This window comes from Flavobacterium sp. FG19 (assembly GCF_057809475.1).
The window spans coordinates 187,040-200,503 of sequence record NZ_JBMDKA010000008.1; the positions used below are offsets into that span (position 1 = coordinate 187,040).

12 protein-coding genes are annotated in these 13,464 nt (G+C 33.6%); 10 read left to right on the forward strand and 2 right to left on the reverse strand.

Annotated features, from left to right (window positions below):
- Nucleotides 1–1,035: a sensor histidine kinase gene (locus tag ACODST_RS10480; protein ID WP_488932067.1), complete on the reverse strand. Its 1,035-nt coding sequence runs from the start codon at nt 1,033–1,035 to the stop codon at nt 1–3.
- A gap of 174 nt (nt 1,036–1,209) precedes the next feature.
- Between ACODST_RS10480 and ACODST_RS10485 the strand changes: the two genes are divergently transcribed.
- The 8 genes from ACODST_RS10485 (at nt 1,210) to ACODST_RS10520 (ending at nt 11,736) form a co-directional block, all read left to right on the forward strand.
- A complete protein-coding gene (locus ACODST_RS10485) occupies nt 1,210–2,595 on the forward strand; it encodes a TolC family protein (protein ID WP_488932068.1) in 1,386 nt (461 codons plus the stop codon).
- A gap of 12 nt (nt 2,596–2,607) precedes the next feature.
- Nucleotides 2,608–5,895, forward strand: coding sequence for an efflux RND transporter permease subunit (locus ACODST_RS10490; RefSeq protein ID WP_488932069.1), 3,288 nt, complete (start codon nt 2,608–2,610; stop codon nt 5,893–5,895).
- 212 nt (nt 5,896–6,107) lie between these two features.
- Nucleotides 6,108–7,196, forward strand: coding sequence for an efflux RND transporter periplasmic adaptor subunit (locus ACODST_RS10495; protein ID WP_488932070.1), 1,089 nt, complete (start codon nt 6,108–6,110; stop codon nt 7,194–7,196).
- Nucleotides 7,197–7,503: 307 nt separating this feature from the next.
- Nucleotides 7,504–8,709 (forward strand): PIN-like domain-containing protein, encoded by a 1,206-nt coding sequence (locus ACODST_RS10500; protein ID WP_488932071.1) that lies wholly within the window; start codon nt 7,504–7,506, stop codon nt 8,707–8,709.
- 243 nt (nt 8,710–8,952) lie between these two features.
- Nucleotides 8,953–9,420 (forward strand): hypothetical protein, encoded by a 468-nt coding sequence (locus tag ACODST_RS10505; RefSeq protein WP_488932072.1) that lies wholly within the window; start codon nt 8,953–8,955, stop codon nt 9,418–9,420.
- Nucleotides 9,421–9,743: 323 nt separating this feature from the next.
- Entirely contained in the window at nt 9,744–10,217 is a 474-nt protein-coding gene (locus tag ACODST_RS10510; protein ID WP_488932073.1) for a hypothetical protein, read from the forward strand.
- 531 nt (nt 10,218–10,748) lie between these two features.
- Nucleotides 10,749–11,405, forward strand: coding sequence for a hypothetical protein (locus ACODST_RS10515; RefSeq protein WP_488932074.1), 657 nt, complete (start codon nt 10,749–10,751; stop codon nt 11,403–11,405).
- Entirely contained in the window at nt 11,365–11,736 is a 372-nt protein-coding gene (locus ACODST_RS10520) for a hypothetical protein (RefSeq protein ID WP_488932075.1), read from the forward strand. Before ACODST_RS10515 ends, ACODST_RS10520 begins: the two co-directional genes overlap by 41 nt.
- 115 nt (nt 11,737–11,851) lie before the next feature.
- Here the strand turns inward: ACODST_RS10520 and ACODST_RS10525 are convergent, their stop codons facing one another.
- Nucleotides 11,852–12,085, reverse strand: a complete 234-nt coding sequence (locus ACODST_RS10525; protein WP_488932076.1) for a hypothetical protein — start codon at nt 12,083–12,085, stop codon at nt 11,852–11,854.
- 247 nt (nt 12,086–12,332) lie between these two features.
- Here ACODST_RS10525 and ACODST_RS10530 point away from each other — a divergent pair, with 247 nt between their 5' ends.
- A complete protein-coding gene (locus tag ACODST_RS10530; RefSeq protein WP_488932077.1) occupies nt 12,333–12,848 on the forward strand; it encodes a hypothetical protein in 516 nt (171 codons plus the stop codon).
- 26 nt (nt 12,849–12,874) lie between these two features.
- Nucleotides 12,875–13,405: a hypothetical protein gene (locus ACODST_RS10535; protein WP_488932078.1), complete on the forward strand. Its 531-nt coding sequence runs from the start codon at nt 12,875–12,877 to the stop codon at nt 13,403–13,405.
- Nucleotides 13,406–13,464: the final 59 nt, after the last annotated feature.

A 13,464-nucleotide genomic window follows, 5' to 3' on the forward strand; every position in this document is an offset into this window, starting at 1 on the left:
CTACAAAAACTTTTTAAGCTGTATTTCCAAATCTACGATGTAGGTTATTTTATCGTCCTGAATATCCAGTTTATACTCTTTTCCATAAATCAGATTCAGACGTTCTATGGTATTTTTTAAGCCGATTTTAGTCGAAATCACATCGTTTTTCTTCGGAATTGAATTCGTCACATGAAGATTTAATAATCCGTTTTCAACTTTGATATTAATTTTTACAAAGCAGTTTTCGATTGCGCAGGTTCCGTGTTTAAAAGCATTTTCTATAAAAGCAATTAAAAGCATTGGAGAAATTTTATAGGCATTTTCATTGTCAACCTCACTTTCAAAAGTAATATCACAGCGATAACCTACTCTTTCTTTTTCCAGCTGTACATAACTGTTGATAAACTCCAGTTCATCTTCTAAAGATACGCATTGTTTACTATTGCTTTCCAGTTGATAACGCATTAACTGCGAAACCTTCATAATCAAATCAGGCGTTCTGTCCGGAAACTGAAGGCTGATTCCGTAAAGCGTATTAAAAGTATTAAATAAAAAATGCGGATTCAATTGTCCTTTCAAAGAATTTAACTGCATTTGATTGAACAACAAGGCCGCATCGGTTTGTTTTCTGTGGATTCGATAAAACTTAAATACAATAATCGGGCTTAAAATACAGACCAAAGTCCCTAAAACGCTGGCCAGTTGATACGCATAACTTCTTTGATGCGAGTTTTGATACAAATGGCATTTGGCAAACATATCGAGCATTGTAATTTCGTACAGTACGACCGAAAACACAAAAACTCCAAAAAGCGTCAGGATAATATAAGTAAAAGGTTTGTTTGCTTTAAACAAAATCGGAAGCAGGAAAAAGCGGTTAAACTGGGCATGCATGTACAAAATGCAATAGAAAAATATACCCATTGCAATAGAAATGAATGAGCTGAATAACATCCAATCATTTTTCAAGGTATAAATTGTAAATGAAAAAAGGACAACGGCCGCTTCCTGCCACCACTTGTTGTCCAATATGTTATCGATTCTTTTATTCATTCTTAATTTTCAAATAGGGTACAAAGTTCGAATAAATATTTAATTTATATTTCGTAAAAATGACCAATTCAATTCGTCATTTACTAGTGCAGTACATCACTTAACATGACTTTTATCAGGGTAAGAGAAATAAATTTGTTTCATCAAAAACATTTTATATCACACCTTGAGTTTATGTATTTCAAAAAAATTACCATTTTATTTTTATTGATTTTTGCCTCAATTGGTTATTCTCAAACCCTGTCTTTAAAAGAAGCAGTAAAAACAGGACTTGAAAATTACGGTTCCATCCGGGCAAAAAACAATTACTCCAATGCATCAAAGGAAACTCTAAAACAATCTCGTCGTGATTATCTGCCCAACCTGAATTTATCGGCACAGCAGGATTACGGAACTGTAAACGGACAAAACGGACCGCTTTACGGATTTGGAGGTTTAGGAGTTGCTTCATCAGGTTTGCCTCTTCCAGAACAAAACTGGAATTCGGCATTTGGTGCACTTTATTTAGTCAACATGAACTGGGATTTTTTCACTTTTGGAAAAACACAGGAAAAAATCAATTTATCTAAAATTGATGTTCAGGCTAAAGAAAAAGATTTACAGCAGGAGAAATTCCAGCAGGAAATCAAAATTTCGGCTGCTTACTTAAATTTATTGGCAAGCCAGAGATTACTGATTTCACAGCAAAAGAACTTAGACCGCGCCGAAGTTTTCAAAAAGACAGCGGTTGCGAGAGTTAAAAACGGATTATTGGCGGGAGTCGATTCTACATTGGCTACAGCCGAAGTTTCTAAAGCTAAAATCGCTTTAAACCTTGCTAAGAATTTCGTTAAAGAGCAAAACAATAAATTAGTCGATTTGATGGGCGTTGCTCCTCAGGATTTTGTTACTGATACTCTTTTTGTAACTCAGATTCCAAAAGAACTGATTCAGGGAAATGCGGCAAACGACAGCCTTCATCCATTGTTACAATTGTATAAAACGAAAATCGATTACAGCAATCAGCAGGTTAAATTATACAAACGTTTTTATTATCCAACGATGAGTGCTTTTGGTGTTTTACAAACCAGAGCTTCAGGATTCGAAAATACGTATGCTACAGACCAAACCGCTTTCAGCAGAAATTACTGGGATGGCGTAAATCCGGATCGTACCAATTATTTAATTGGAGTTGGAATTACATGGAATTTAACTACGCCATTTAGATCAAGCAAACAAGTCTCGGCTCAGAAATTTGTTTCTCAGGGATTGCAGGAAGAATACAATCAGGCGGATAGAGAACTAAAATCGCAATTGAATTTTGCCGAAGATAAGATCAAAATTACTTTGGAAAATTATGCCGAAGCGCCTGTACAGGTGGACGCGGCTAAAAGAGCTTACCTTCAGAAATCGACTTTATACAAAAACGGTTTAACTGATTTAACCGATTTAACACAAACCATGTATGTTTTAAACCGTGCCGAAATCGACCGTGATATTGTCAACAACAATGTATGGCAGTCGTTTTTACTGAAAGTCGCTGCGACCGGTAATTTTGACTTATTTATAAATGAATTTTAACTATAGATCCAAATGAATTTAATACGTTTTGCACTCCGCAAACCCATCTCCATTTTAGTATTGGTTGCGGGTCTATTCTTCTTCGGAATTGGTGCCATCAAAGACATTAAGGTAGATATTTTACCAAAAATGAATTTGCCGGTTATCTATATTGCGCATCCGTTTGGAGGTTATACGCCAGACCAGATGGAGGCTTATTTTGCCAAAAACTACGTAAACGTTTTACCATTTTCTAACGGTATCAAATCCGTAGAAACCAAAAATATTCAGGGGTTAATGATTATGAAATTAACCTATTATGAAGGAACCAACATGGCTCAGGCGGCTGCCGAGTTAAGTGCGTTATCAAACCGTATTCAGGCGGCTTTCCCTCCCGGAACACAACCTCCGTTTATCATTCGTTTTGATGCGTCTTCGCTTCCAATCGGGCAATTGGTTTTAAGCAGTAAAATACGTTCCAATAACGAATTACAGGATTTGGCCAACGTTTATGTTCGTGCTTCGTTTACGGCGATTCCCGGTTTATTATCTCCAGCTCCCTTTGGCGGAAGCCCAAGAACTATTGAGGTTAACGTAGATCCGGATTTACTGCGTTCTCACAACATGACACCGGATCAGATTGTAGAAGCGATTCGTCTGAACAACCAGACGGCTCCTTCCGGAAATATGAGAATGGGCGACATCAATTATATTACGCCAACCAACAATACCATTAAAGAAGTTAAAGATTTTGAACAGATTCCAATTTTCAAAGGCGGTGTTCAAAACTTAAAATTAGGCGATGTGGCAACGGTAAAAGACGGTGCTGATATTACAGCGGGTTATGCTTTAGTAAACGGAAAACGTTCGGTTTACATCAGTATTGCAAAAGCGGGAGATGCTTCGACCTGGGATGTGGTTCAGAAACTGAAAAAAGAACTTCCTAAAATTCAGAGTACTTTACCGGAAGACGTAAAATTATCGTATGAATTTGACCAGTCGGTTTATGTAATCAACTCGGTTAAAAGTTTGATTACGGAGGGAATTATTGGTGCGGTTCTAACAGGATTAATGGTTTTATTATTCTTAGGCGACCGTCGCGCCGCTCTGATTGTAATTATGACGATTCCAATTTCGGTAATTTCCGGAGTTTTATTCCTGAAATTATTCGGACAGACGATCAACTTAATGTCATTATCAGGATTGGCTTTGGCTATTGGTATTCTGGTGGACGAAAGTACGGTAACCATTGAAAACATTCACCAGCATCTCGATATGGGAAAACCAAAAGCACTCGCGATTTGGGATGCCTGTCAGGAAATTGCTTTGCCTAAATTATTGATCTTACTTTGTATCCTTGCCGTATTTGCGCCAGCGTTTACAATGGTTGGTATTCCTGGAGCGTTGTTTCTTCCTTTGGCTTTAGCGATTGGATTCTCAATGGTTATTTCCTTCTTGTTATCTCAGACTTTTGTTCCTGTAATGGCCAACTGGATGATGAAAGGACATGTCAAACACGAACATGGTCCTGAAATTACTGATGACGAAGCTGAATTTAATGACAGCGGTATAACTCCGGAATCAGAACAAAATCTGATTACACAGAAAAAAGAATATGTAGAAAGGGAAGATACTAATCTGGATGGAAAAGTAAGCGGATTTGAGCGTTTCAAAATTCGTTTTATGCGAACATTAGATCGTTTGTTTGTTCACAAAAAAATCACAACGGTTGTGTATTTGGTTTCGGCTATATTTTTAGCAGTTGTCTTAATTAATTTTATTGGAAAAGATGTATTCCCAAAAACCAATTCCAGTCAGTTTCAGCTGAGAATGCGTGCTCCTGACGGAACGCGTCTGGAAAGAACAGAAGAGCAGGCCATTATTGTTTTAAAAGAACTGGAAAAAATGGTAGGTAAAGACCATATCGGAATTTCATCTGTATATGTAGGGCAGCACCCTTCTTTATTCTCCATCAACCCAATTTATCTTTTCATGGCAGGTTCTCACGAAGCGGTCTTTCAGGTGAGTTTAAAAGACATTCATCTGGATATGGATGATTTTAAAGATGATTTCAGAGCAAGACTTAAAAAAGTACTGCCGAATACGAAACTATCTTTTGAGCCAATCGAATTAACGGATAAAGTGTTAAGCCAGGGTTCTCCTACTCCAATCGAAATTCGGGTGGCAGGAAAAGACAAAAAACGTAATGAATTGTACGCGACTCAAATCGTAGATAAACTAAAAGCGATTTCGTATTTCAGAGACGTGCAGATTGGTCAGCCGATTCATTATCCAGCAATGAATATTGATATTGACAGAACGCGTGCTGCAGAATTAGGAGTTGATATGAATGACATTTCACGTTCACTGGTAGCTTCAACCTCATCATCCCGTTACACCGAAAAAAATACATGGGTTGACGAAAGAGCGGGATTATCCTATAACGTTCAGGTACAAGTGCCTTTGAACAAAATGAAAAGCAAAACCGATCTTGGTGAAATTCCGGTATTGAGAAACTCAATTCGTCCAGTTTTAAGTGACGTTGCCAAAATCACACCTTCGTATGTAAGTGGTGAAAATGACAATTTAGGGGCCATGCCATACATTACCGTTACGGCTAACATCAACCAGACCGACTTAGGAACGGCTGTAAAAGATGTGAACCAAACAATTAGTTCCTTAGGCGATTTGCCTCGTGGTTTGTTTATTACGCCTATTGGATTAAGTACTGTACTGACAGAAACATTAAGCAGTTTACAATCCGGATTATTGGTTGCTGTTTTTGTAATCTTCTTAATGTTGGCCGCTAATTTCCAGTCGTTCAAAGTTTCGCTGGTCATTTTAACAACAGTTCCCGCCGTAGTTTTAGGTGCTTTATTAATGCTTACGATTACAGGTTCTACGCTTAACTTACAATCGTATATGGGAATCATCATGTCGGTTGGGGTTTCGATTGCCAATGCCGTACTTTTGGTCACGAATGCCGAACAGCTTCGCAAAATAAACGGAAACGCTTTAGAATCTGCCAGAGAAGCGGCGGCGTTGCGTCTTCGTCCGATTATCATGACTTCGGTTGCGATGATTGCGGGTATGTTACCAATGGCGATCGGACATGGTGAAGGAGGCGATCAGGTTTCTCCGTTAGGAAGAGCGGTGATTGGCGGATTATTATTTTCTACTTTTGCCGTATTATTAATCCTGCCGCAGATATTTGCGTGGGCACAGGAAAAAACAACGACACAATCGGTTTCTTTAGACCCTGAAGACGAAGAAAGTATCCATTATATTTCATCGATAAGTAAGTCGAAAGCTGGAAAGTAACCTATTGGGGTAATTATTTTTTAACACATAGAAACAATAGATTTTAGTTCTAAATAAAAAAAGGTAAAAGAAAAAACTAGTTTTAACACATAGCTATGTTTATTTAAAAAAAAGTGAAACGCCTTTTATACACAAAGAAAAACTATGTTTCTATGTGTTTAAAAAAAATATACGCAACGGATTAAAACATATTCATTATATAAAACCAAAAAATGAACACTAAAATTATAAAATACAGCCCGCTGTTTGTAGCAGCATTATTTTTCCTAAACAGCTGTAATTCTAAAAAAGAAGAAACAGCTGCACCGGAAATTCAGCCAAAGGTGGAAACATTCCTTTTGGAAAAAGAAAAACTAACGACGGAACTGCGTTTACCAGCCGAATTAACAGGTTTCCAGCAAGTGGATTTATACGCAAAAGTGAGCAGTTTCGTCAAAACTTTAAAAGTTGATATTGGTTCCAAAGTAAAAAAAGGACAGCTTTTAATTGTTTTGGAAGCACCGGAAATCAGCTCGCAATTGGCGGCAGCCGAATCGAGATTAAAATCGATGGAAGCCATTTATGCCACCAGCAAAAGCACCTACAACCGTTTGTACGAAACGAGTAAAGTAGAAGGAACGATTTCTAAAAACGATTTAGAAATGGCAAACGGTAAAAAGAACTCTGATTACGCACAGCTTCAGGCCGCAATTGCAGCACATAAAGAAATCTCAATTATGAGAGGTTATCTTGAAATCCGTGCTCCTTTTGACGGTGTTGTAGCAGCCAGAAATGTGAATTTAGGAACATTTGTAGGCCCGGCTGGAAAAGGTTCGGATGCGCCTTTATTAACCATTCAGGAGCAAAGCAAACTGCGTCTGGCGGTTTCTATTCCGGAATTGTACACCGGATATTTACATCCTGGCGACGAAATGAGTTTTAATGTAAAATCGCTACCGGATAACTTTAAAGCGAATATTACCAGAATGTCCGGTGCTTTAGATTTAAAACTGCGTTCTGAAAGAGTGGAAATGGACGTTCATAATACCAAAGGAAATTTATTACCGGGAATGGTAGCCGAAGTTTTGTTACCGCTTAATGCGAAAGACAGTACGTTTGTAGTGCCAAAATCCGCAGTAGTAAATTCTGCTGAAGGTTTGTTTGTCATCAAGGTTTTAAACCATAAAGCAACAAGAGTTGAAATCAAAAAAGGAAGGGAAATCGACGATAAAATCGAAATATTCGGTGACTTAAACCCAAAAGATAAACTGGTAAAAATAGCCAGCGAAGAAACTAAAGAAGGCGATATCATAAACGAATAACCTACGTTTAGTCTTCATTTTAGTAGATTACCAATTACTGTACGCATTCTTAGGAATGCAAATTTAATTTGCCTAAAAGGGCAGTTCTTCTTTAATTGGAGGGACTGTCCTTTTTCTTTATATAAAATCAGGTAAAAATACGTGGTTGTTCAGATTAGTAAATTGATATTTTTGGTAAAATCATTTTAAGAACAGACAGCAATTTTAAAAATATTTACTAAAAAAAAAATTAAATAAAATGCATATTAATTAGCATTTTTAAAGTTATGATCTGACAATGTATAAACTATCAAAAAAAAGTAATTTAATGAAAGATATTTTTCCAGGGTACTATAAAAAAAATGAAGCTGAAATTAAACAAATTTGGGAAAACGGAATAATTGTTTTCGACACAAATGTACTGCTAAATCTTTACAGATATTCTGACTCAACAAGAGATACAATTCTGGATTTAATTAGTAAATTTTCCAAACAAATATATTTACCTCACCAAGCTGGTTTAGAATACAATAGAAATAGATATGAAGTTATAGCCGAACAAGATAAGGCTTATAAAGAATTTTTAGATAAAATTTCTCAAATCCAAAAAGATTTACAATCAACAAATAAACCTCCTTTTCTCTCAAACAAAATAGATAAAAACTTGCATTCTGTATTTGAAGATGTTAGTTCAGAAGTTAAAGATAGTATACAAAAATACTGTGATTACTTGAAAGATGATCCAATTTATAATAAAATTTCAGATTTGTTTAAAGGAAGAATAACATCACCATTTACAAATGAAAAATTAGCTGAAATCTATAAAGAAGGAGAAGAAAGATTTAGAATGAAAATTCCACCTGGTTTTGAAGATGAGAAAACAAAAGAAGGTACTCGAAAATATGGAGATTTAGTTCTGTGGAAACAAATAATAAATAAAGCAAAAGAACAACAAAAAGATGTTATTCTTATAACCGATGAACGAAAAATTGATTGGTGGTGGAAAATTAAAGACGGAAGAAATATGGGACCACGCCAAGAGTTAATTGAAGAAATTAAAAAAGAAGCTAATGTTGATTTTCATATGTATTCTTCAGAAAGATTTTTAAGCTATGGACAGTCATTTTTAAAAGAACAAATCAACCAAGAAGCATTGAAAGAAATTCAAGAAATGAAAAAAGCGGAAATGGAAGAAATAAAAAAACTAAACTACAAACACAAAGAAGAATTGAAAATTAATGATGAGATAAACTATATTAGAAAAAAAATAGAAGAATTAGATCATCAAAAATTTAATGTCAGCCAATATATAGAAAGTCTATTTAAAGATTCAATAGAAAATCCAGAAATTCAAGAAGATATACATAATTTAAGTATTTATGAAGCTGAGATAAATGAACAAAAAAATGAATTAATTAATCGAATTGAATACTTAAAAAAACATCTTTTAAAATCAACCGATCATGAATTTGATATTCATAAAAAAAGAACTTTTAGATTCAGAGATAAAAATGGTAACGAATTGAAAATGTAAATATTTCTACATCTATAAATCTATTTTTTAATTTGATATTTAAGGGAAGTAAATCTTCTTTTAATTTAAAATTAGTTAGAGATTCTTTGTAAAATTAATTCAGTAATTCCCCCGCTAGCTCGAGCGTCTCGCTCGTGAACACAAAGAATTTTCAAATCAAAAAATAATTGTGAGAAGACTTGAATTTTTTATTTTAAATTTGACTTCAAAAAAAATTATTTTAATAAAAAAACTTTACTAAAAATGCCATCAGAAAGCAAATTAAAATACAAATATGGACAACTTTTGGTCAAAGATGGCTTTTTATTAGTATTTTATATTTTCCTTTTTGACGAACTTGAAAAGGATTGTACAGATTTCATTGAACTAAAAAAAGAACTCGTTCAAAACATCGATAATATATTAATAGATATGTTTGGCTTTCTTAATTTTAATGAGTTTATAAATTCAGACGAAGCTAAAAAAAATCTGATTAATCATATTGAAAACATAATTGTGAAAATAAACGAAGAAAAAAATTATTTTTCATTAGAAAATTTAGATGCAATTTTATCTGACATCAAAATTTATCATTCAGAAAATCTAGATTATGAATCTTCAAAAGAAATGATTTCAAATATATATGATGAAAATTTATACACAGTAAAGGATAATTACTTGAAAGAGTTTAATGATATAAAATCATTATTAGAAAAAGACTATCGCATTTAAATTAAAAACCTCGATTTTTTTAAGAATCGAGATTTTTACATTTTATAAACCCTACTCCTCACTCAATCAAGAATTCAAAAACCTCCACCAATCCACAGCACCAATACTAATTATCTTCAAAATTATTTAGTCCAATTGGCAGAGTAGCCCCAAATACCTTTGTCCCTTTGAACCTCTGCACCTTTGAACCTTTAATAAACCTCTACCACTAAAAAATTTAAACTTTTTATAGTGTTTTTATAACTTTTAAAGGACATATAATCAACTATTTAAAAACTAAATTTACTTTTTCTCGTAGATTATAGTACTTAAAATAATTGATTATGCAAACCATACAAGAAGTTATTGAATTACTATCAAAGCAATACCATTCCCGTATTTCTATTCTGGGTGATAGTTCAGAGGGCAGGTTCAGTTCTATTTTAGATACCCAAAACGGCACTATGTTTTCGGTTTCGTATAATTCGCTGTATGTTTTTAAGGATGCCAACGACAATTTCTGGTCGACTACTCCCCGCTCTTTTATTTATAATGATAAGCGGTATTTTCCAAAAGTAGGTGAAGAATACACCCGTAAGGACGGCATCAAATATTCGTTTACCACCAAAGAAGAAGTCCAGCAGAAAGCGATAGCGTATTTTGAAAAATTCATCGATCCGTATTACGGAATTAAGGTCGTTAACAAAAGGCTCTTTTTTTATGAGGGCACAGACAAAACCCATAAACTCAATTTAAACCTGCAGCAGTTTAAAGTGCGTATGTTTGACAATATCGACGCTTATATTTCTTTTAACTAAAATATACCGGACAGCACCCGGCAAAAGCACTAAAAAAAGCGGTTTATAAACGAAATAACCTGCGTTTCGCTTTTATTTTAGTAATTACCTAAACTGTACGCATTCTCAGAATGCCGCATTTTAAAATTGAATTTTAGAATGCAATTGAAAAATTACCCAAAAGGACAGTCACTCTATTTTTAAGTGCTGTCCTTTTTTTAGAATAAAACACTACACTTTTGAAAAAAACTTTGTGAATCTCTGCGAAACCTTTTGTGCCTCTTTACGGAATAACCCGTATTTTTGAAAAACAACCTTAGAAAACAAAACCAGTTCACATATATGAATTATGAGATTCCGGAGTATTAGTTTTTTGAAATAATTAGTTTTGAAACAAGTAAAAAGGTCATAACGGCAAGAACTTAATTTAGAATAAACAGGTAAAAGTACTTGGTTATGTTAATTAGTAAAACTATACTTTTGACAAAAAGCAATTGAAGTTGTAAAGCTTTTCTTTTAACCAATTAATCATTTTGATAGAAAAACATAAATATGACAAATGAGCAAATAAAAGACTATAGGGCAGAAATTGCTTCACAATTAAAAGAGAAAGAAACAGATATTGAAAATAATATTACCAATATCACTATTGCATTACTGGGCTTCTTTTTAACAATTAATGAGAAATTCATTCCTTTAAAATCTTCTCATTATAAGATATTGTTTTTAATAAGTGTTGTTTCTTTTCTTACTTCTTTTGCTTTAGGATTGATAAGCAAAAGAAAAACATCAAATATAGACCGAAAGATTATTAACCTCATTGACGAGAAAGACTTAACAAAAAGTGATGCAGAATCAGAATTAAATACTATCTGGGAAAGTGGTGAAAAAACATTAAACCGCTTTAAAAACTCAATCTACATTTTCTTGTTTGCGGGATTAATCATTCAATTAGTATATTTATATTTAAATTTAAATTTTAAAACAGAAGAAACTAATACAGTAAAGATTGAAATACCTAATTCATATTTTGACACTATAATTAAATCAAAAAAAACAAACATCCATCTAAACATAGATATTAGTTCATCAAAAAAAGATATAGATTCTTCATTAAATGATAAATCTTTAAAACAAGAAAATAATACATTAATTGAGAATAAAGGGAATGAAGAGAAAAAAACAAAACCGCAAAACAGATTTAATTAGACGCAAAAGCGCAAATCGAGCCAATTATATTAAAAAGAAAATCGATATAAAAATAGATCTATTAAGTAATTCTTCAGGTACGATAAGAAATCTAAATAATGAGAAAATTTTAATTCATACTTCAAAACATAGGACCAACATTCAAGTAAGCGCCATAAACAAAGAAGTAATTGGATTGTCTTATAAAGTTGTTATTTCTCCCAATTTATTGCCTACTCAAATAAAATGCTACATACCAAAACCTCCAATAAAAAAACCAAGCCCTGAAAAGCCGATTGAAGATAAACCTGAAAAGCCGATTGAAGATAAAGAATCGAATAAATTATGTTAATAATTTAAACCATAATCTAGATAGTCTCTAAGATTTTTTTCTAAATTCAGTCTATAAAAAATATTTATTAAACAAAAACCCCAATCCTAAAAAATCGGGGTTTTCTTCTTTAAGCCTACTCTTTATCCAGATAAGGATTCAAAACTTCGGCCAGTTCATTGAGCCAGTAAAAGCTGTTTTCTAAATAGTTTATTTCGTTATGCAGGGTTTCATGTTCCCTGATTAATCCCAGAGCCAAAAGGTAATTTACCTGTCGCAGGGCTTTTGCCATTTGTTCGGGATCGACAGTGTTGTTGAAAAAATTAAGAAGCCTGATTTCGGTTTCTTTGGAAAGTGTTTTGGTTTTCATAATCCTAAAATTCAATAATTGGACGCTTATAATTAGTCATTTTTAAATGCTGCTAATTAGTGAATCCCACACCCTATCAAAAGGAGGATTCACTTTGTATTATTGTCTGTAATTTTAGGAGCTGTAAATATAAGAAAAATCTTCACACTATTTTATACCTTCTTTTTGAATTTATATCCATAACTAACCTATATTTACTAAACTAAAAACCAAAACCAAGTAGGATTCTTAAGAATCACAGCATCATATGGAATACACTTCAATTTACGGTTATATAAAAATAGACAGGGATTACGAGACTGCTGTTTCGTTTATAAAAAGCTTAGGCAAAGACGCTAATTATCCTTTTGTAAATACCAATATGTTTAGTTTTGGAGATTACGAAATTCCGTATTACTATGAAGATATCATGTTTGGTTTTGCGGCTACTTATAAGTATTTTGGGGAAGATGTCGAAGACTGGAATATTTTTATTTTAAAATTTGAAAACATCCTCAGAAATATCACTTTTACAGATACTCAATTGCATGTCGAAAGCACCTATGGCAACTACACCTTATATTGGAAAAAGAAAGGACCTTCTTTAACCGGAGATGAAAATCAAAAAAAGTATGAAGAGGAATACCAATTGTATAAAACTCCTGAATGGTATTTTGGCTTTGGCAGAAGAGATGCGTATATAGGCTATCCTTTGTCCGGAAGAGACGATGACGATTTAAGAAATAATCCTGTCTTTGATTTTGTTTATCCTGTTCCGGAATAAAAATCCGTTAAAATTCCTTTATCAAAATGACTAAAAACCTCCTCTTTCTGTTTCTGATTATTCTGGTTTCGTGTGAAAACAAGACAGTGGTAAAAGACACTTCATTTGACGAGTTTACTGCTCTCATTCATAAAAACGCCAGACTGGAACCTATGCAGGGTTATTTTAAAAACTATAAAGAAATTAATCCGGGCGATCAGACGATTTACGAAATCGAACATTGTCATGAAAATGTCAAGGATATTGCAGATACCCGTTCCTGCATCAATCTTTACTTTCGTTTCAAAACCGATTCCCTAAAAACAGGACACGTTTATTTTTTACAGGACGATGATGTCTTCGAAACCTATTGTTTACATCGGGGCGCTTCGATAGGAATACTAAAATTGTACGGAGCAAAAGGAAAATTAAAAGTAATCGAATCAGATCCGGACAAGCTGAAAATACAAATACAAGGCGAAATAACCGCCGATCATTTGAATAAAGACCAATTGGAAAAAATTAGTATTATAAAAGACACGATACTCGATTTTAAAGAAAAGGAGCCTTTTCTTTAACCCGAAATCAATATGACCAAATACAAGTCTATAATATCCCCCATCTAACCATAAAAGAA